Source organism: Cohnella sp. GCM10012308 (assembly GCF_042649185.1).
Classification (GTDB): Bacteria; Bacillota; Bacilli; order Paenibacillales; family Paenibacillaceae; genus Cohnella.
In genome coordinates, this window is the sequence record NZ_JBHRYU010000005.1 from 253132 (window position 1) to 273828 (window position 20697).

General features: G+C 61.5%; 17 protein-coding genes. 14 read left to right on the forward strand and 3 right to left on the reverse strand.

The window, feature by feature from the left end; genetic code table 11:
* Window positions 1-17: 17 nt before the first annotated feature.
* Genes ACFOTD_RS09270 through ACFOTD_RS09285 form a run of 4 tightly spaced genes read left to right on the forward strand, consistent with a single transcriptional unit; the run spans window position 18 to window position 6252 of the window.
* Window positions 18-887 carry a carbohydrate ABC transporter permease gene (locus ACFOTD_RS09270; protein WP_378117921.1) on the forward strand — a complete coding sequence of 290 codons (870 nt, stop codon included), beginning with the start codon at window positions 18-20 and terminating at the stop codon, window positions 885-887.
* A complete protein-coding gene (locus tag ACFOTD_RS09275) occupies window positions 884-1705 on the forward strand; it encodes a carbohydrate ABC transporter permease (protein WP_378117923.1) in 822 nt (273 codons plus the stop codon). Before ACFOTD_RS09270 ends, ACFOTD_RS09275 begins: the two co-directional genes overlap by 4 nt.
* Before the next feature lie 9 nt (window positions 1706-1714).
* On the forward strand, window positions 1715-4165 hold the full coding sequence (locus ACFOTD_RS09280) for an alpha-L-rhamnosidase-related protein (protein WP_378117925.1): 2451 nt from the start codon (window positions 1715-1717) through the stop codon (window positions 4163-4165).
* Entirely contained in the window at window positions 4162-6252 is a 2091-nt protein-coding gene (locus ACFOTD_RS09285) for an alpha-galactosidase (protein WP_378117927.1), read from the forward strand. Before ACFOTD_RS09280 ends, ACFOTD_RS09285 begins: the two co-directional genes overlap by 4 nt.
* Window positions 6253-6400: 148 nt before the next feature.
* Here the strand turns inward: ACFOTD_RS09285 and udk are convergent, their stop codons facing one another.
* Complete coding sequence (gene udk, locus ACFOTD_RS09290) at window positions 6401-7030, reverse strand: uridine kinase (RefSeq protein ID WP_378117929.1); 630 nt, start codon at window positions 7028-7030, stop codon at window positions 6401-6403.
* Window positions 7031-7442: 412 nt separating this feature from the next.
* On the opposite strand from udk, the gene ACFOTD_RS09295 reads away from it, so the two are divergent.
* The 7 genes from ACFOTD_RS09295 (at window position 7443) to ACFOTD_RS09325 (ending at window position 15415) form a co-directional block, all read left to right on the forward strand.
* Entirely contained in the window at window positions 7443-9335 is a 1893-nt protein-coding gene (locus tag ACFOTD_RS09295; RefSeq protein ID WP_378117930.1) for a sensor histidine kinase, read from the forward strand.
* A gap of 117 nt (window positions 9336-9452) precedes the next feature.
* Entirely contained in the window at window positions 9453-10874 is a 1422-nt protein-coding gene (locus ACFOTD_RS09300; RefSeq protein WP_378117932.1) for a spore germination protein, read from the forward strand.
* Window positions 10832-11971, forward strand: coding sequence for a GerAB/ArcD/ProY family transporter (locus ACFOTD_RS09305; RefSeq protein ID WP_378117934.1), 1140 nt, complete (start codon window positions 10832-10834; stop codon window positions 11969-11971). The genes ACFOTD_RS09300 and ACFOTD_RS09305 overlap by 43 nt, the downstream gene beginning before the upstream one ends.
* 11 nt (window positions 11972-11982) lie before the next feature.
* Window positions 11983-13077 (forward strand): Ger(x)C family spore germination protein, encoded by a 1095-nt coding sequence (locus ACFOTD_RS09310; protein ID WP_378117936.1) that lies wholly within the window; start codon window positions 11983-11985, stop codon window positions 13075-13077.
* Between the two features lie 101 nt (window positions 13078-13178).
* Entirely contained in the window at window positions 13179-13688 is a 510-nt protein-coding gene (locus ACFOTD_RS09315; protein WP_378117938.1) for an SRPBCC family protein, read from the forward strand.
* A gap of 392 nt (window positions 13689-14080) precedes the next feature.
* Window positions 14081-14944, forward strand: coding sequence for a DUF72 domain-containing protein (locus ACFOTD_RS09320; protein ID WP_378117940.1), 864 nt, complete (start codon window positions 14081-14083; stop codon window positions 14942-14944).
* 168 nt (window positions 14945-15112) lie between these two features.
* Window positions 15113-15415, forward strand: coding sequence for a hypothetical protein (locus ACFOTD_RS09325; RefSeq protein ID WP_378117942.1), 303 nt, complete (start codon window positions 15113-15115; stop codon window positions 15413-15415).
* A 55-nt stretch (window positions 15416-15470) separates the two neighbouring features.
* On the opposite strand, the gene ACFOTD_RS09330 is transcribed toward ACFOTD_RS09325, so the two are convergent.
* Window positions 15471-16610: a cation diffusion facilitator family transporter gene (locus ACFOTD_RS09330; RefSeq protein WP_378117944.1), complete on the reverse strand. Its 1140-nt coding sequence runs from the start codon at window positions 16608-16610 to the stop codon at window positions 15471-15473.
* Between the two features lie 213 nt (window positions 16611-16823).
* On the opposite strand from ACFOTD_RS09330, the gene ACFOTD_RS09335 reads away from it, so the two are divergent.
* The gene (locus tag ACFOTD_RS09335; protein ID WP_378117946.1) at window positions 16824-17258 is read left to right on the forward strand and encodes a GNAT family N-acetyltransferase; all 435 of its coding nucleotides are present in this window, start codon (window positions 16824-16826) and stop codon (window positions 17256-17258) included.
* A 58-nt stretch (window positions 17259-17316) separates the two neighbouring features.
* Here ACFOTD_RS09335 and ACFOTD_RS09340 read toward each other — a convergent pair whose 3' ends face one another.
* Window positions 17317-18084 (reverse strand): helix-turn-helix domain-containing protein, encoded by a 768-nt coding sequence (locus ACFOTD_RS09340; RefSeq protein WP_378117948.1) that lies wholly within the window; start codon window positions 18082-18084, stop codon window positions 17317-17319.
* A gap of 160 nt (window positions 18085-18244) precedes the next feature.
* Here ACFOTD_RS09340 and ACFOTD_RS09345 point away from each other — a divergent pair, with 160 nt between their 5' ends.
* Window positions 18245-19177 carry a nucleoside hydrolase gene (locus tag ACFOTD_RS09345; protein WP_378117950.1) on the forward strand — a complete coding sequence of 311 codons (933 nt, stop codon included), beginning with the start codon at window positions 18245-18247 and terminating at the stop codon, window positions 19175-19177.
* 473 nt (window positions 19178-19650) lie between these two features.
* Window positions 19651-20670: a DnaJ domain-containing protein gene (locus ACFOTD_RS09350; RefSeq protein WP_378117952.1), complete on the forward strand. Its 1020-nt coding sequence runs from the start codon at window positions 19651-19653 to the stop codon at window positions 20668-20670.
* Window positions 20671-20697: the final 27 nt, after the last annotated feature.

Below are 20697 nucleotides of genomic sequence, written 5' to 3' on the forward strand. Positions count from 1 at the left end.
GAGGGAGCTGACGCAACATGCACATCAAAAAAATGTACCCCCTATGGCTGCTGCTGCCCGTGCTGGCCGTATACGGAGCGCTCTACATTTATCCGACGCTGTCGGGCTTCTACTATTCTCTGACGGACTGGAACATCTATAAAGAAAGCATCCGCTTCGTCGGTCTGCAGCAATACCGCGATCTGCTGGCGGCGGGTGATCTCGTCAACGCCGTCAGGCACACGCTCGTCTACGCCGCCATCGTCACCGTCTTCCAGAACGGGCTGGGCCTCGGCCTGGCCCTGATCCTGACGACCAGGGTGCCGGGCCGCAACGCGTTCCGCACGGTCTTTTTCCTGCCCTGCGTGCTCAGCACGCTCGTCATCGGGTATGTCTTCTCCGCCATCTACCGGCCGGAGGGGATCCTGAACGAACTGCTGCGCTTCTTCGGTCTCGGATTCGCGACGACGGACTGGCTGGGCAACGCCGACGTGGCGCTGTACGCCATCTCCGTCGCCAACGTCTGGCAGTATGCCGGCTTCGCGATGGCGATCTACATCGCCGGCATCCTGGTCATTCCCAAGGAGCTGATCGAAGCGTCGATCATCGACGGCAGCGGCTACCTGAAACGCGTGCGCTACGTGATTTTTCCGCTGCTCGCGCCTTCGTTCACCATTAACGTCATTCTGAGCCTGATCGGCTCGCTTAAAGTATTCGAGATCGTGTTCGCGCTGACAAGCGGCGGTCCGGGCGATGCCACGGAGGTCGTCAACACGTATATCTTCGACCGGTTCTCGGACGGCTTGTACGCTTATGGTACGGCGGCCAACGTCTGCCTGTTCCTCGTCATCGCCGTCATCTCCTTCTACGCGCTGCATCTGCTGCGCCGAAGGGAGGTTCAGCTATGAGGATAAGCGGCGCGCTGACCGCGCTCAGGCTGGTCCTGTTGCTGGCGCTCAGCCTCATTGTCGTCGTGCCGCTGCTATTCATCTTGCTCAGCGCGGTCAAGGACGCGCAGCAGGCGGCGCTCATGCGGCTCGAGCTGCCCGATTCCTGGCATTGGAGCAACTTCAAGATCGTATTCGAACAGGGACGGATGCTGCGGGGACTTACCAACAGCGCGATCGTCACGACCGGCTCCGTCGCATTGTCGGTCTCCATCGGCGTCATGGGCGCGTTTATCGCGGCCCGGCGGTCCGGAAGGCTGATTACGGTAATCTATACGCTGTTCCTGGCGGGACTGATCGCGCCGCCATCGATCATCCCGACCGTCAAGCTCATGCAGTCGTTGCAGCTGAATAATCAATTTGTGGGCATCATCCTGCTGTACGCGGCGCTGCAGACGCCGTTCATTCTTCTCATGATGACCGGCTTCGTCAAGGCGATCCCGCGCGAGATCGACGAGTCCGCCTTCGTCGACGGGGCGAAGGGCTTCGGCCTTTTCGTACGGATCATACTGCCTTTGCTGCTGCCCTCGATCACGACGGCGACCGTATTCGTTTTTCTCGGCGTCTGGAACGACTTCCAATGGCCGCTATACCTGCTCGGCAGCTCCGACATGTGGACGATCCCGATGTCCGTCTACATGTTCAAGTCGAAGTTCGGCACGGACTGGAATTACGTCTTCGCCGACCTGCTGATCGCGATGGCCCCCGTGCTGCTCGTGTACGCCGTCGGTCAGCGGTTCATCATCGAGGAGATGACGGCCGGCGCGATCAAGGGGTGAAGAGCGGGAATGGCGAGGAACGTCGAGCGAGACGAGCGGGGGATGGCGGCTCGCAACGGGGAAGCGGGGAGGACGAAGATGGAAACGTTCGTTTTTGAACGCGCCGAGCCCATTTGGTTGTCAGGGCTCGAAGACACGATGAATGTGACGGCAGGCTTCAGAGCCTGCGTCGCCGCGCCTGTCGGACGTGGGGCGCGGCTGCGGATCGCCGCCGCGTCGATCTACCGCTGCTTCGCAAACGGACGGTTCGTCGGCCACGGGCCGGCGGCCGCGCCTCACGGGTATTGCCGCGTCGACGAATGGGAGCTTCCGGGAGACGGGACGGAGGAAGAGACGATCATCGCGATCGAAGTCGCCGGCTATAACGTAAACAGCTTCTATACGCTGGCTGAGTCTTCTTTCCTGCAGGCGGAGCTGCTGACATCGGCCGCCCGCCCGCTCTGCTGGACGGGGGCGGACGGCGAGCGGGGGTTCGAGGCCGGCGAGCTGCGGGAGCGGCTGCGCCGGACGCAGCGCTACAGCTTCCAGCGGGCCTTTACGGAGGCGTACCGGCTGGAGACCGGCGCGGGGGACTGGCGATTATCGGCGGCCGCCGTTCCGGGTGCGAAGGCGGACTGGTCGCGCGTGCCCGCCCGGATGGCGCTGCCCAGGGGCGTACCGCTGCCGGCTTTTCCAACGCTGCAGCCGCTCTTCGTATGCGAATCCGGCGCCGTGGCGCATCGCGTGCCGCCCGACGGCTACCGCAAGGACCGGTCGCTGACGGGCGTCGGTCCGCTTTTCCTCGGCTATCCCGAGGCGGAGCTGGAGACCGTTCCGTCGCTGCTGCTGCAAGAGATTGTCACATCCGAGCGGGACGCCTGCGATCGGCCCTACGTGCCGGACGCTGCGCTGAGGGTCGAAGCGCGGAGCTACCGCATCGTGGACTTCGGCCGCGTCGCCGCAGGCTTCATACGGGCCGAGGTCGTCTGCGCGGAACCGGCGCGATTGTACCTGCTGTTCGACGAGGTGCTGAGCGGCGGCGAGGTCGACTTCCTGCGGCTTGACGCCGTCAATGCCGTCGCCTACGAGTTGGAACCGGGCGTCCACCGGCTTGAGACGATGGAGCCGTATTCGCTCCGCTATCTGAAGCTGCTCGTATGGGAGGGGACTGCCGATATCCGCGGCATCGGCGTCCGGGAATACGTGTGCGGCGATGCCGTCCTGGGCTCGTTCGCCAGCAGCGATCCGGCGCTCGACGCGATCGTCGCGGCGGGCATCGAGACCTACAGGCAGAATGCGGTCGACATCTTTATGGACTGCCCGTCGCGCGAGCGCGCGGGATGGCTGTGCGACAGCTTTTTCATGGCGCGCACGGCGGCGGCGTTGAGCGGTACGACCGTATACGAACGATTGTTTCTGGAAAATTACGCGCTGCCGGAACGCTTCGCCAATCTCCCCGAAGGAATGGTGCCGATGTGTTACCCGGCAGACCACTTCGACGGCAATTTTATTCCGAACTGGGGGCTGTGGTTCGTCCTTCAATTGGACGAATACGACGCGCGCAGCGGCGATGCGGACATGCTGGCACATCTGAGGCCGCGCGTTGAGTCGTTGATGCGGTACTTCGAGCCCTTCCGCAACGTAGACGGACTGCTGGAGCGGCTGAACGGCTGGATCTTCGTCGACTGGTCGCCGGCGCGCGAGTGGGTGCAGGATGTCAGCTATCCGACCAACATGCTGTATGCGGCAGCGCTTGAGGCGGCGGGCCGGCTGTACGGCTCCGACGACTGGCTGCGGCAGGCCGAAGCGGTGAGGACCGCGGTGCGGTCCCAAGCTTTTACGGGCGAATACTTCGCGGATCATGCCGTGCGGACCGCGGATGGCTTGCGGATTGAGACCGGCCACGTGTCGGAGGCCTGCCAGTACTACGCCTTCTGCTTCGGCATCGCGGAGCCGGATACTTACCCTGAGCTGTGGAGTAAGCTTGTGGACCGTCTTGGACCGCGCCGCCGCGGCATCGAGAGCGGGCGCGCGCCGGGCGTCGCGCCGACGAACCAGCTCATCGGCAACATGCTGCGACTCGAGGCGCTGTCCGCCGCGGGCCGTGCCGACGTCATCGCGGCCGAGCTGCCCGAACTGCTCGGCGGGATGGCGAGCGCCACCGGCACGCTGTGGGAGCAGGACGAGCCGATCGCCAGCTGCAGCCATGGCTTCGTCAGCCACGTCGTCCATGTCGCGTATCGCGACCTGCTCGGCTTCCGCCGCGTCGACCCGCTGCGCCGGAGGGTCGTGCTTCGCCCGGGCACGTCGGGGCTGCTGTCTTGCGCGGGCGCATTGCCTGCCGGCGGCGACCTGCTGGCGATGTCCTGGCGCTATGCCGACGGGAAGCTGCATATCGAGACGGACATCCCGGACGATTATGAGGTCGCGCTTGAGATTGAAGGGCCTTACGCATGGAAACGGAAGGAGCGGCCGGGATGACGGAGGAACAAGCATGGCGCAGTCCGGAGCGGTCCGGCATGCAGGTCGTCTGCTATGGCCGCGAAAAACGCTTCTGGGCGATCGAATATACGGGCGGCATAGAAGCGGGCTGGACGTTCGGCAGCCCGACGTTCGAGCTGGAAGGGCGGATGGTGTCCGGCGCGCTCGCCTCGCTCGCGGAGACTGCGCCGCACCGGACGCTGATCTGCGGCGTGACCGAATACCAGGTGGGCGGACCGCTGCGCGACGCGCCGGGGACCGACCTGCATTGGATCGTGCGCGTGGCGGACGGCGGCAATCCGGTCGTCCGCTTCCGTTATGAGCTGGCCTCGCGGGACGGCGCGCGTTTGACGAAGCGGACCGGCAGCGACCGGCTGCGCTACGTCTCGGTTTCCCTCGATGGCTGCGACCTTACGGTCGAGCGGCGGCTGTCCGAATTCGTGGAACCGGTACACAGCTATTGCCCGACCGAGCGCCAGGTGGACGAGCTGCATTTCAGGCGGGGAGAGACGTTGATGGGGCCGATGCTGACCGCGGGAGACGGGAGCCGCCGGCTGCTGCTTGCCTACGAACACGGATCCCAGTACCCGGACGCCTTCATTCAGTACCGGCTCCGGCCGGACCGGACGGTCGAGCTGGAGGCGGTCAAGGGAAATTATCTGGACGGCAGTGCCCCGACGCCGGAGCGGCCCTATCGAACGGTATGGATGCAAGCGGCTGCGATCGAGGGAGACGACGACGCGCTCGCTTCGCATTACCGCCGCTTCGCCTTGCGCCATTGGTCGGAAAACGCGGAGAGCCGCAGGCCCTATATTTTCTATAACACTTGGAACTATCAAGAGCGAGTCCGCAACGAGCAGGGCGGCAAGTATCTGGACCCGATGCGCCTTAGGCGGACGCTGCTCGATATCGACGCCGCGCACGAGCTGGGCGTGGAAGTATACGTCCTCGATACGGGCTGGTACGGCCGCACCGGCGACTGGCGAGCGGATCCGCAGCGCTTCCCCGACGATCTGCGCGAGGTCAGGGCGCGGCTTGACGGCTACGGCATGAAGCTCGGGCTGTGGTTCAACCCGACGGTGGCCGCGCTCGGCAGCGAGATGCTCGCCGCACATCGGGACTGCGTCATGTCGGAGGAAGGCCGGGAAGCCGAGCCGGCCGAGGTGTGGGAGACGGAGGCGAGCGTGCCGCTTTGCCTCGCGAGCCGGTATGCGGACGCGTTCGCCGCGGAGCTGATCCGGCTGGCCCGGGATTACGGCGTCCGGTATTTCAAATGGGACGCGATCGCGCAGTACGGCTGCGACGCGCCCGGGCACGATCACGGCGATGCGGGACATACCCGCCTGGAACGTCGGGAGAGCTACGCGTTCCAGCAGGTGCAGGCCATGGCGCGCATTGTCGATCGGCTGTGCGAGGCGTGCCCGCAGGCGATCGTCGACTTCGACGTTACCGAGGGAGGCCGCGCGATGGGGCTGGCATTCCTGGGCTCCGGCAAGTACTTTCTGGTGAACAACGGTCCGTATTACTTTAATTACGACGTGCCGATCGACCGGGAGCGGGACAACTGGAACCTGTTTTTTCATCCCGGTCCCGCGCGAGGCTGGATCTGCCGCCGTCCGCTCGCCTACGATCGCTGGCTGCCGTCGACGCTGTTCCTCGCGCATTATTTGCCGGATGCGCCGCGAGACAACCAACTGCTCTCCCTTGCCTCGCTCATGCTCGGCCATAACGGCCTATGGGGCGATCTGCCTGCGCTGCCGCGAGCGGACCGCGATTTTATACGCGGGACGCTTGACCGCTACAAGCAAGTACGCGACGATATTGCCGACAGCGATCCGGTCCGCGAGGGGGAGATCGGCGGGGCGGCGGAAGTGCACGAGAAGCTGTCCGCCATGAACGGCCGCGGACTTGTCGCGCTTTTCTCCGCGACGCCCGGAAGCTATACGTATGCCACCAAGGGCAAGCCGGCGCGGCCCGTCTGGCACTCCGAGGGGGTCCGCGTCGCGTGGGACGCGTCGGGACGGGCGGTCATCGAGGCCGAATTCACCTCGTCCTCCGCGGCGATCGTCTTGTTCGGCGCGCAGTAGCGCCTTCCCCCGGATAACATGCAAAAACAGCCTCTCAACCTAAGCACGTCCAAGCGAACGAGTTCCGTTCGCTCAGGAGCGACTTCAGGCGAGGGGCTGTTTTCGCTTTGCGCCAATACAGGCGACAGGGCTATGCGTCCCGCAAGGTTCAAGACCGGCGCGGCGCGCCGTCCAGATATTTCTCCGTCAGCACCGTGAGCAATTCGATGCCGACCTGGTTGTGCCCGCCTTCGGGCAGGATCAGGTCCGCGTACTTCTTGGAAGGCTCGATGAACGCCTCGTGCATCGGCTTGACCGTCTCCATATACTGGCGGTACACCGATTGGATCGTCCGCCCGCGCTCCTCGATGTCGCGCACGACCCGCCGCAGGATGCGCACGTCGGGATCCGTGTCGACGAATACCTTGATGTCGAGCAGCTCCCGCAGCTTTTCCTCGTACAGCACGTGAAGCCCTTCGAGAATGACGATCGGATTGGGGAGCAGCGCCTCCCGCTCGTCGGCGGACCTGCCGTAGAAGCCAAAGTCGTATACCGGCGCATAGGCCGTGCGTCCCGTCTTCAGCATGCCCAGATGCTCGACGAGCAGGTCGTTATCGAACATGAGCGGATGATCGTAATTCATCCTGGCGCGCTCTTCCATGCTCAAATACGGATAGTCCATATAGTAGCTGTCCTGCGAAATAAACGTGACTTTGCCGGCGCCAAGACGCTCGATGACGGAACGCGCGACCGTCGTCTTGCCGGAGCCCGTGCCTCCGGCGATGCCGATAATCAGCATGGTTCGATCAACCTTCCCGCTTGCCCGTATTGAAGGGCATTCTCGATTCCAGTATTGTAGCACAGGCCGGCGGCTCGCCGCAGCATGCCGTCCCGCGCCAATCTTGCGTTCCGCGCCATCCCATGCGTTGCCCGCCATCCCATGCGTTGCCCGCCATCCCATGCGTTGCCCGCCATCCCATGCGTCCCACGTCGTCCCGCGCCCTTTCATGCAAAGTAGGTCTTTCCGCAGGTGAGTATCATCCTATATACTTAGAAATAGATTGTCGACGGAGGTCGGAAAAATAGGATTTGCCATTCCTTTTGAAAACGCTGTCGTATGCTAGACTGAAAATAGTAATATTAGGCTCTATCTACAAGTTCATCTACCATAAATGGGCCAATGAAGGTGCGCAGCCCGGGAAGGACTTCCGATGACAGAGCTCCATGGCACCTATTATACGCCTCTGGTCGTTTTATCGGTGCTCATTTCAGTATTGTCCTCCTATTGTTCCCTGCTTGTCTACGAGCGCGTCCTGACGCTGCGGGGAGCTTACCGCGACTTATGGCTGCTGCTCGGCTCGACGGCCATGGGGTTCGGCATATGGTCGATGCACTTTATCGGCATGCTGGCCTATCATCTTCCCGTGAATATTCATTACCACCCGGGATGGCTCGCGGTCTCCATTCTATTGCCCGTATTGGCTGCGTATGCGGCTTTTCGGATGATGTCCCGCAATCTGGCGAGCAATCTCTCGATGGCGATCGGCAGCTTCTGGCTCTGCGTGGCGATCGTCGGCATGCATTACAGCGGCATGGCCGCGATTCGCTTGCCCTATGACCAGCGCTACGATTGGCTGCTGGTCGCGGCATCCGTCGTCATCGCGTTCGCCGTATCCTTTGCCGCACTCAAGCTGTCCCATGCGAACCAGCGCAAAGGGCGGGCCGCCAGCCAGAGCGCCAAGATGCTGCTCTCCCTCTTGCTCGGCGCTGCGATCGCGGGCATGCACTACACCGCGATGGCGGCCGTCTCGTTCACGGGAACGGCAGCCGAAGCAGCGCATGCGCACGAGACGGCGGAGCGGATGCAGACGGGGAACGCCCTGCTGGCCGCCGTCATCGGCGGCTCGATGCTCTTCATCCTCGCGCTCGTTACGGCGAGCCAGATTCTGGACAAGCGGCTTGCTCTTCGGATCGCCGACTCCAACAAACGCAGATACGATTCGATTTTCGAGCATCATCCGGATATGGTCTGCCTGTACGATTCGGGCGGACGCATCCTCAGGGCCAATCCCGCCGCAGAGCGGGTTATGGGATACGCGGCTTCCGAGCTTCCGAGCAGGTTCCACAACGAGATGGTGAATCCAGACGAGTTGGAGCAGCTCAAGGCTTGCTTCATGGCAGCGCTTCGGGGCGAATCGGGCACGGTCCAGGTGACGGTTCGCCACAAGGCGGGACATCTGCTTCATCTGAGCTGCACGATGGTGCCCTGGGTAGAGAACGGCCGGGTGCAGGACGTTTATACGATAGCCAAAGACATCACGAACAGCATCATAACGGAGCGCGAGCTGCTGGCCGCCAAGCGGGACGCGGAGGAAGCGCTGCGGGTCAAGAGCGACTTCCTCGCCGTGATGAGCCACGAGATCCGCACGCCGCTTAACGGCGTGATCGGCATGAGCGCGATTCTGCTCGAGACCGAGCTCAGCGAGGAGCAGCACGAGTTCGTGCAGGTTATCCATGGCAGCGGCGCGCTGCTGCTGTCGACGATCAACGACGTGCTGGATTACTCCAAGCTCGAAGCCGGCAAGATGCAGCTGTCGATCGCGCCGTTCAGCTTGAAGGGGCTCGTGCGGGATACGGCGATGCTTTTTCAAACCCAGTGCAAGCAAAAGGGGCTGGAGCTCGCGTGCGCGGTTGACGACAACTTGACCGACGCGGTGCTCGGGGACGAGCAGCGGATCTGCCAGGTGCTGATCAACCTGGTCGGCAACGCGGTAAAATTCACGGCCAAAGGCGGGATCGAGGTCGCGGTGCATTCTGCCGGCAGCGGGGGAGCGGAGGCCGGCAGGCACGTTCGTTTCGAGGTCCGGGACACGGGCATCGGCATTCCGGGCGAAGAGCTGGAGCATTTGTTCCAGCCTTTCTACCAGGCGAAGAACGGACGCGCCAAGCGGCACGAAGGCACGGGCCTCGGCCTCGCGATCTGCAAGGATCTCGTCGAAATGATGGGCGGCACGATATCCGTGACGTCGGCGGTCGGGGAAGGCACGCGCTTCTTCTTCGAGCTGCCGCTGGAGGCGGCATCGTTCAAAGGCCCCGACGCTTAGAAGGCTCGCTGCGCGCGGAGAATCGTTTAGACGCTCAAACAAGCGGAATAATTAGGCCCTCCTTCCGGAATAATGAAGGAAAACTTGCGGCTCTCGACCCGCAAGGGAGGGCTGATTATGGGCGGTCACCGAAAACGGACGATATGGCATGCGCTGCAGCCCGTTCCAGGGGCAGGGCTGCTCGCAGGCTTGCGCGGCTCGTTCGACGGCATGGCGGACTTCGAGGCGGTGCGCCTGGGGGAAGCGGCGTCGGATGAGCTTTATTTGTGCTATCTGTCTACGCTGGTCGGATCGGAGCATCTCTTGTTCTCGCTGGACCCGTCATTCGATCAGGCGGACGCGTCTCTCGTGGAGCGGTATGTGGGCACCAAGTTCGCGGAGGGCGAACTTGCTGCCTGCGTGGAGGCGCTATGCCGCGGAGACACCGTCCTATGCACGACGGCGTCGGCGTCCGGCATTATATTGGAGACCGCGGACTGGCAGCAGCGCAACGTCAGCCAGCCGCTGACCGAAAACGTGATCCAGGGTCCGATGTACGCGTTCAACGAATCGTACCGCACCAACGTCGCCCTGCTGCGCCAACGCATGCGATCGCCGAAGCTCAAGCTGTGGGAGACGACGATCGGCCGCGTGACCTCCACTACGGCGGGCATTTTTTACATGCAGGGCGCCGCGGACCCGGGGCTGGTGGAACGGGTGAAGGATCGGTTCGCGCGGATCGAGGCCGACGGCATTCAGGATACGGGCCAGCTGCTGCGCCTGCTCGGCGGTAAGTCTCTGCTGTTCCCGCTCGCCGTGACGACGGAGCGGCCGGACCGGGTGGCCGGCGCGCTGATTGACGGGAAGATCGCGATCGTGCTCGACGGCACGCCGCTGGCCATCGTGGCGCCCGGGGCTTTCACCGATTTTTGGGCGGCGGCCGAGGACCGGTATTTAATGCCGTTTATCGCCGTGTTTTTACGGACGCTCCGTTTTATGGCGTTAATGATCAATTTGTTTTTGCCGGGCTTCTACGTGGCGATCACGTCCGTCAACATCGACGTGAACCGGCTGGAGATCAGTCTGGCTGCCGCGGGAAGCCGGGAAGGCGTGCCGTATCCGGTGCTCGTGGAGACGCTGCTCATTCTCTTCCTGCTGGATTGCATCGTAGAGGCGGGCGTCCGTCTGCCGCGAACGATCGGCGCCACCGTCACGATGGTCGGCGGCGTCGTGCTGGGACAGGCGATCATTCAGGCCAACATCGTCAGCAATTTGCTCGTGATCGTCGCGGCAACGACGGCGCTGACGAACTTCATCGTCGTAGACTACCAGATGGGCCTGGTCCTCCGCGTGCTGAAGTACTTCGTGCTCCTCGGCGCCGGCGTGCTCGGCATCCTCGGTCTCGTTCTGTGCTTTGCGATCATGGTCGTTTTTCTGTCCCGCCTGGAGTCGTTCGGCGTTTCCTATCTTTCCCCGGCCGGGCCGCGTGCCCGCGTGTATTCTAGAACGTGGCTCTCATGGTTCAAAAGGCCGGTGCGGTCGAGGGAACGGCGGGGATGAACGATACGAATTCGGCGATAAAGTTGTCCGACGCCCAATACTTCATCATGCAGCTGGCGGTATTCGGCGCGACGTCCTATTTCCTGTATCCGTATCTGATTCTGCATACCGACGGGGGCAGCTACTGGATGCCGATCGTGACCGGACTGCTGGCGGGCATCCTCGGTGCGAGGCTGTTCTCCGGCCTCATGGCGCAATATCCCGGACTCGACGCCTTTGCAGCCATAAAACGCGTGCTGGGTTGGCCGGGTCTGCTGCTTTTCGCGCTTCCGTACGGCTGGTACATCTGGCGGGCCATGACGATGATCGCCCGCGCGCATGCCGAGATCGTGTCGATGACGATTCTGCATTCGACGCCGCTCTGGATCCTGCATTGCACCATACCGATCGCAATGCTGCTAGCCGCGGGAGGGGTGGCCTCCATCGTGCGGGCAGCAGCCGTATTCGTCATGGTCGGCATTCCCGTGACGATTGGAATCACGCTGCTCGGGTTCAGCGACCTCGACTTCGCGCTGCGCGAGCCTTGGCGGCCGACCGACCTGTCGTACTGGGGCAGCCGGTCGTTTTATAAATCCTCGTTCGTGTGGATCGGCTTCCTGTACTTGTGCTCTTGCGGCCAATATGCGCAAGTCCCCGGCAGGCTCTGGCGCCCTTACGCGGCGGCGGCCTTTTGCTTTTTGCCGGCGATCGCCGCCGCGATCTATTTCCCCGTCCTGACGTTCGGCGTCGGATTTGCCAAGGCGTTGACCTTTCCTTTCCTCTCCAAGATGGACTCCGTCAGCCATTACTGGCTGGTGGTCGAGAACCTGACGGCCGTGTTCCTCTCGGCGGTCATCCTGCTCGTCATCCTGACGCTCAGCCTGATGATGCATAGCCTGGTCGCCGCGCTTCGGGCGCTGATGCCGTTTCTGCCCGCCCGCTTCGCGTATGTCGCCGTCGGCGCAGGTACTTATATTTCCGCTCAGCTCATTCCTTCGTGGGGATGGATCGAGAAAGGGATCTGGGCCGATACGCCCGTTCGGATTTACCTCGTGCTGTTTCCTCCCGTCGTATGGCTGTGGCGCCGTCTGGCGAGCGGAAGGCGGCATAGCGCATGAGGGGGCGAAAAATGCGAAGGCGTTGGCTGGCCGTGCTCGGCATGCTGTTACCGTTGGCGCTGCTCCAGGGCTGCTGGGATATCCGGGATATCGACAACCGCATGCTGGTCGCGGCACTGGGCATCTCGATGGTTGACGAGAAGGGCGTAAAAATATGGGTGAGATTCCCGCTTCCTCATTCTCAATTGGGCATCGGGAGCGGCAATAAGGACTTTTTGTCCGCCAGCGAGCGGGGCAAGACCGCCTCCGACGCTTTGGACCGGCTGCGGGCGCGGATGCCTAAATATTTGGATTTGTCGCAAACGAGAGCCGTCTTCGTCGAAAGAAGGCTGGCAGAGGCCAAGGGGATTTACGGCTGCCTTGACTTTGTCGTGCGCGACCGGATGCTGCCGATCAACGCGATATTCACCTTGATCGAAGGCGACATGGAGCCGCTCTTCCAGCGGCCCAACCCGTCAGGAGAGCTATCGGGCGTATATACGCGGCTTTTTTTCGAGAGGTATGCCGGCGGCACGCCGCAAAAAAACAAGGTCGCGCTATGGGAAGTGTTCAGCCGGCATTACAATCACCTTCAGGAAAGCCTGGTGCCGCTGCTCGTCAAGGACGAGTCTTTCCAGTTCAATCTGAAAGGCAACGCCTATTTCGTCGACGACAAGATGGTCGGCTGGCTCACGCCGGAGGAGACGCTGATTTACGAGCTCGTCACGAACCGGATGACGCCGTTCGAGATCGAGACGGCTGGAGGCGCCAACGTCAAGGTCGAGACGTCGAAGGCTCAGATTCGTACGGGATGGGCAGGGGGGAAGCCGGATATCCATATTCTTATTCGCGTTACGATGAAGCTGATGGACACGTCTCACGCTTCGCCCCTATCGAGCCGGAGGATCGAAGAAGAAGTGAACAAGCTGCTTGAGGCGCGGTCGATCGGCGTGTTCGCCAAGACGCAAGCCAAGGGCTCGGACGTCTTCGGCTTCGGCAACCGTTACCGCTCGTCGCTGCCCCCGGGACGATATGGGGAATGGGCCGCTTTATACGAGCAGGCATCCATCGCCTTGAAGGTAGAATCCAACATGCGCAACGTAGGCCTTAAGCTGCTTCAGGAATAAGCGTGCCCGAGCTTGAGCGCAGACCGATTGCCGCAAGCGGCTGTCACCTCCGGTTAAAGTGGTTAAATATCATTGATATCAACCGCGAGCCGGAGGTGCATATGGACGATTCGATCTATCGGTTCGAACATGTATGGCGCGTGGGTCGGGAGAAAGAGAGGTTATGGTCGCTGATCGGCGATTTCCGGTACGACGGCTGGTGGCCGAACGTCAAGATCAAGCGGATTGCCACGGGCACATCGGGCGACGGCGTGGGAAACGGCTACGCGGGCGAATTCCGTTCGGGGCTGTTTTACACCCTTAAGCTTGGCGTGTCAGTCACTGAGAGCCGGCCGCCGACCGCAGTCGCGCTGCGCGTAACGGGCGACTTGGAGGGGCGAGCCGTCGTACGGCTGCACGGCGCGGGCCGCGCGACGGAGGTGCACGTCCTGATGGAGCTAGCGGCCAGACGGCGATGGATGTCGGCGCTCTCGCCGCTCTTGCGACCGATCTTCGTCCGCAACCACCGGCGGATGATAGAAGCGGGCATCGCCGGCCTGGGCGCCTATCTGGACGCCGATATCGCGCCCGGCAGCGTCCATGCGCCGTATCGCCGGCCCGCGCGCGGATAAAGACAGCGCTCATACGCATGGTACACAAAACAAAGAGACCGTCCGAAGACGGTCTCTCGTACCCGAGCGGCGCTGCTTGATTGAACCGTATCCCGCGCCTCCAGCCGGATTAGAGACTGGACCGGGTAAGGGATACGTTCAACATATGGGAACTAATGTTGACGCACCTCCTTTCCTGTAACAGCATTCTATCACAGCTTAGCGTTAAAAAGATAGTCTATTTAGAATAATCAGAAAAATAAATGAAGACCGGTTTGGGCATCCCCAGGATGCCTTGCGAGCCGGTCTATTTTTCTGCGGGCGCTCAGCGGCAATCAAAGTCGTTCGTTCATTCTCCGCTCCGGTGTGTAAAATAGACGTAGGATAATTTTGGCGCAAAGGAGGCGGCAGCGATGATTCGAATCGGACTGACGGGCTTCGGCGATCACGAGGAGCTGTACGGCAAGCTCAAGTCCGGAGAACGGCTCCGCGAATACAGCAAGCATTTCGACGTCGTGGAGATCGACAGCTCGTTCTATGCCGTGCCGTCCGTTAAAAATACGGCCAAGTGGACGTCGGACACGCCGGAGGGCTTCAAGTTTGTCGTCAAGGCCTATCAGGGAATGACGGGACATCTTCGCGGCAAGAAAAATTACTTCGACGATGAAGAAACCATGTATAAGGCGTTCCACGAGGCAATCGCGCCGATGCGCGAGGCCGGCAAGCTGGCGGCCGCATTGTTCCAGTATCCGCCGTGGTTCGATTGCACCCGCGAGAACGTGGACCTGCTGCGCAAGACGAAGGCATACATGGGAGACGTTCCATGCACGCTGGAGCTGCGCAACCGGAGCTGGTACTCCCCCGAGTTCAAGGATAAGACGATCGCCTTTATGAAAAAAGAAGGCTGGATCCATACGATCGTGGACGAGCCTCAGGCAGGAACGGGTTCGATCCCGATCGTGCCGGTCGCCACGACGAGCGATATGACCTACGTGCGGCTGCACGGGCGCAACGAGGGAGGCTGGCATGCGAGCGGGCGCCCGGATTGGCGCAAGCTCCGTTACCTTTACCACTATGACGCGGAGGAGCTCGCCGAGTGGCGGGACCGCCTATTGGCGCTGGATCGGGAGACGGACACCGTGTACGTCGTGTTCAACAACAATTCGGCGGGAGACGCCACGCCCAATGCCAAAGCCTTGATGGATATGTTGTCCGGGATGTCGCCGGATGCGGCCGCCGCGCTGGCGGACGAGCAGTATCCCGTATCGGCAATCTAGTGAAGTTCGCCGTCCCTGTGGTATGATAAATGTAACTACAGGAAGACGGGCGAGGGATGACTTATCACTTCCGAATTGCGTGTGGACCATTGCCCAGGCTGCGGCAGAATCTATCAAATTAATCTTAGGCAGCTGTGCGCCGCTTGCGCGACCGCCGAGGATGCGTTGATGAACCGTATGGAAAAGGAGCTGCGCTCGAACCGCAAGCTGACCACGGAAGAACTGGCGGAACGGGTAGACGAGCGCCCCGAGCTGATTCGCGCGTGGATCCGCAAGGGCAGGCTGAAGGTATACGATTATCCGAACCTGACCGACGCGTGCGATTTGTGCGAGGCGCCGATCCGCAAGGGCAAGCTGTGCCCGGATTGCTCGCTGCGCATCAAGAGCGAGGTCGCGCATGTTTACGAGCAGGAGCGTCTGATGCAGGAGCGCAAGCGCAGGGAGAACAGCTTCTTGAACAAGCGCAAATAAAGATGGGAAGCCGCGTCGAGCCGACGCAAGCTTCCCATTTTTTTAGTGCGTTTGGCTACACGGGAATATCTCCGTGCCGGATGGCGCCGCTCTCGACCTGAATGGTCGCGTGGCTGATGCCGAAGCGGCCCTCGATCAGGGTGATCGCGCGCTGCAGCACGTCCTGGCATTGGACGCCGTCCTCGACGAGGATGTGACAGCTGAAGGAATCCAGGCCGGAGGTGATCGTCCAGATATGCAGGTCGTGCACGTCGCGGACGCCATCAAGCGTGAGCAGCGCCGACTTCACCTCTTCGTGGTCGATGCCGGCCGGGGTGCCCTCCATCAGTACGTGCACCGTCTGCGTAATGACGAGCCATGCGCTCCGCAGGATCAGGACGGATACGACGATCGAGATGATCGGATCTGCGATGTACCAGCCGAAGGCCATCATGAGGATGCCCGCGGCGATCGCGCCGACGGAACCGAGCGCGTCGCCGAGCACGTGGAGGTAAGCGCTGCGCATGTTGACGTTGTGCTCCACGTCGCCTTGGCGCGTGAGCGCCCAGGCGCTGGCCAGATTGGCGATGAGGCCGACGGCGGCGATCGCCATCATCGGGCCGCCGGCGACCTCCGGCGGCGAGGCCATCCTGCCGATCGCTTCATAGACGATAAAGCCCGCGATGACGAACAGCGCGACGCCGTTGAACAGCGCGGCGAGAATCTCGAACCGGTGAAAGCCGTAGGTTCGCTTGGCCGAGGCCGGCCGCGAGGCAAACCAGAGGGCGGCCAGGCTCAGCGCCAGCGCGCTCGTGTCGCTCAGCATATGGCCCGAGTCCGACAGCAGCGCGAGGCTGTCGGTAAGCAGTCCGCCGACGAACTCGAGCACCATGATGCCCGCCGTGATCGCGAGGGCGGTCGTCAGGCCTCTGCGGTCGCCTTCGCGCCCGTGATGATGGTGCCCGCCGATCCCGTGATGATGGCCGTGATGGCCGTGATTATGCCCATGTCCTCCATGACCATGTGAGTGTCCATGCGAATGACCGTGTGAACGGTCGCTCGGATGTCCGTGCGCATGGCCTTCGTCGTGGCCGCCGTGAACGTGATCGCGGTCGTGCGTGCAGGCGTCCGAGTGTGCGTGCGCACTGCCCGAATCCTTTTGGCGCGTCGCGCCTCCGACCTGGTCGTCCGTCCCCTTCTCGCTGCGTTTAACCATTTGCCGTCAGCCCTTCCGTCCTAGCTTGCGCTATAACATATGAATACTTGCTCATATTATATGGTCTTTATCCGAATTGCACAATGCCGAAACGGCGGCATGCCGCCCGCTCTCCTCCGAACGCCATTGCAACCATCCGCCGCTGAATAACCGGGGGCGAAGCGGGTATATAGTAGTATATGCCATAGCGGCTGATTAGAGGAGGCGAATGCCATGAGCAGTCCGATCGAGGGCATCAAGAAAGAAATGGACAGCATGAAAGGGCATATAGACAGTATTAAGTCCGACGTTCAAGAGACGATCGGCAGCGTGAAGGATACCGTGACCGAGGCGAAGGATACGTTTAAGGGCTGGAAGAAAAAAGACGAGATCGGCGTCATTCATAAAGAAGGCAATGCCTTCGTCGTACGAGAGAACGGCGAGCAGATCGGGGAGATTACGTTCATGCCGGACGGAGAGAATACCTGGCTGCTGAATCATACGTACGTTTCTCCGGATTACCGCGGCGGAGACATCGCGCGGCGCATGCTGGACAGAGTCGTCGAGGCGGCCCGCGCGGAGGGCAAGAAAATCGTGCCGGTATGTTCTTACGCGCTCGTGCAGTTCAAGCGGAATGCCGAGTACGGGGACGTCTGGCAAAAAAAATAATCGCGTCTTTGCGGCAGGAGCGCATGGGTCCGGGACCCTGCGCTCTTTTTTGCGCCTTTTACGGGCTGGCCTTGCGATAGGCGCCGGGGCTCCAGCCCGTCTCGCGCTTGAAAAGGCTGCAGAACTGCGAGTCGCTCGCGAATCCGCAATCCGCGGCGATCCCGGAGATGCTGCGCCTCGTCTCGCGGAGCAGCGTCCGGGCGTGCGCGATCCGCCTGCCGAGCACATAACGGCCGGGCGACGCGCCTGTATGGGCCTTGAACAGATGGCGGTAGCGATCGAGGCTGTAGCCCGCCATGGCGGCGAGCGAGCCGAAGTCGATTCGCTGATGAAAATTTTCGTTCATATAATTAATCGCATAACGGAACTTATCCTCGTCGTAAGCCGGCGAGCCGCCGGCCAGTCTCCGCCGCAGCATCAGGACAAGCTGGGAGGCGAGCAGGTCGAGCATGCCGGCGTAGTCCTCGTCTTTATTCCTCATCTCCTTGACCATCCCGAGCAGCAACGGCAGAACGGGTGCGTAATCGTCCACGTCGTCTTTAAATCGCTGATCGGAAAAGACGCCCTCGGGAAGCGCAAACTCCCGCAGCGGCGCAAAGCCGAGACATAGCACCTCGGTCGGCGCGGCATGACGCTCGTCGTGAGGCGTTCCCGGCCGGATCAGCGCGTAGTCGTCCTCGCGGTATTCATAATCGTCATCGCCGATGCGCGTCTTTCCGTTGCCTTTCAAATAATAAACCAGCTCGTAGCAACCGTGACGATGCAAAGTTACGTCGTTCCCGGGCATGTGAGCTATGGAGAACAGGAAGTCAAGACGTGCATACATGGGCAATGCTCCTCTGCTCTTGAAGATCAGCCAGATCGTTATAGAAAGTGGCCGAAACCGGATACGATTCAAACGGCTTCCTGTTTATAATTTAACTATTATATTAACATGCTTGCTGCAACGCGTTCAGCCAAAAAGAATAAGAAGGAGATACGGAACCATGGTTAAGCCGTTCGTATCAGCAGCGGAGGATCGCCGCGTCAGCCGGCTGGCGCATCCCGGTAAAAAGGTGTCGATCGTAATGGATACCGATACTTACAATGAGATCGACGACCAATTTGCGCTTATCTACGCGCTGAACTCGCCGGAGGCGGTGGAGGTCGAGGCCGTTCATGCCGCTCCGTTTCACAACACGATGTCCGACGGACCCGAGGACGGGATGGAGAAGAGTTACCGGGAAATTCTGAAAATCCGGTCGCTCGCAGGCAGGGAGACGCTGCCGGTATGCCGGGGATCCACGACTTATATGCCAGGTCCGGATATGCCGGTCGAGAGCGAGGCTGCCCGGGATCTGATTCGCCGGGCGATGGCGCGCGGGGAGGAAGATCCCCTCTACGTCGTCGCCATCGGCGCGATTACCAACGTCGCGTCGGCGCTGCTGCTCGAACCCGCCCTGGCGGACCGGATCGTACTCGTCTGGCTCGGGGGCCATGCCTTCCATTGGCAAAATACGCGGGAGTTCAACCTCGAGCAGGATTTGCACGCGACGCGCGTCGTGTTTAACTCGGGCGTTCCGCTGGTGCTTCTGCCTTGCATGGGCGTCGTGTCCCACCTGACGACGACGCTGTCCGAGCTGCGGGACCATGTTCGAGACAAAGGGCCGCTTGGACAGTACCTTTACGAGACGTATCTTGGATGCATGGACGATCATACCGGGCGCTCGCGCGTCATTTGGGACTTGTCCGCGGTCGCTTGGCTGGTCCGGCCCGAGTGGTGTCCAAGCGAGCTGGTGCCGAGTCCGCTCGTGACGGACGATTGCCGCTGGGCCGAGGCGGAGGGCCGCCATCCGATCCGTTACGTGACGCATGTCGAGCGTGACGCGATATTCAAGGATTTGTTCGCCAAGCTGGGCCAAGCGAGCGCAGCAGAATAGCGAGGCATAGACTCATCTTGCCGGAAAACGTAGGAGCGCAAACGCAGGCACGCAAGCGCAGGTAACATCCATCATACGCACATTTTAACGATATCCCCTTCGCGCAGGCGAGGGGGATATTGGCGTCGTATCGAAGGTTGAGGCCGGCAAGCTGCGGACTACAGAACCATTATCGGTGTGACACAATAGCCGGCGTTAGCGCCCAGGTCGCGCTTCACGGTATATAGTCTTACACGGCTCGGCTTCTGAGTCCGAAAAGTGTGCTGGTGGTAAGGATAATCGAGGATCCGGAATCATCAACAAAGATCAGTAAAGGTCAAAAACGGTCCTCTGAGTGAGAAAAGCAGCCCTTTATTAATAAAAAACGCCCATAAACGCCCTAAAACGTCTTTGGCATATCCGCATGACGGGGGCTATAATAGCATTAAGGTCAAGAAAGGTCAGACGAGACTGCCCGGGGGAGGAGATGCGCCATGACGATCGGCAATCCGTATGAGGTGCTCGGCGTCGGCAAGGACGCTACGAAGCAGGAGATCAAGAAGGCTTATCAGAAGCTGGCTAAGAAATGGCATCCCGACGTTAATAAAGCCCCCGAGGCGGAGTCGAAGTTCAAGGAGATCGCGGAGGCTTACGACATTCTGAGCCATGACGATAAAAGGCAGGCTTACGAAGAAGAACAACGTTATGCGTCGATGCGGCGAGAGTATGCGGGGCGGACAGGAGGCAGCGGCGGACCAAGCGGCGCGCAGAACGGCGGCGCATGGAGCTGGAGCGGCGGCCAAGGCGCGGCTGGACTGTCCGAAGAGGAGCTGTACGAGATGCTCTTCGGCCAAGGCGGAATCGGAGGAATCGGCGGCTTCGGAAATAAAGAAGGCTTCAGCGCATACGGCGACGGTTCGACGGGTTTCGGAGCCGGATCCGCTTGGGGCGCGTCGGGCTTCGATCCGTTCGGCGCGAGCTCGCGAACGCAGCATGCCCGGTTGAACGTCAGCTTGGAGCAGGCTTGGCAGGGCGCCAAGGTCAATGTGCGGGTCGGGACCAAAGACATCGCGCTGCGCGTGCCCGAACGGATGGCCGACGGGACGGTCATCCGGCTCAAGGGAGACGGGGCGAACGGCTTGCAGGAAGGCGACGAGCTGCTGATCGAGCTGTCGGTCGAGCCGAATGATTCGTACGGACTCGGCGAAAACGGGGATTTGCACGCGACGGTGGAGGCTGCGCCGTGGCAAGCCGTGCTCGGCGGAGAAGCGATCGTCCGGCTGCCGGACGGCAGCCAGGTCAAGCTTCGGATCCCGCCGGACTTTCCTGCGGGCAAGCAGCTGCGTATTCCCGCCAAAGGCCTGCGCCGCAAGGACGGCGGATACGGCGACATTTTGTTCGACGTCGCGCTTGCCATACCGCCTAGTCCGAGCCAGGAGGAGCGGGAGCTATACCGCCAGCTCGCGGAGCGAAGCGGCTTCAAGGCGGGCATCAAGCCGCGCCCGAGAAGCTGATGCCGCCAAGCGTACGCATGTCCGGCA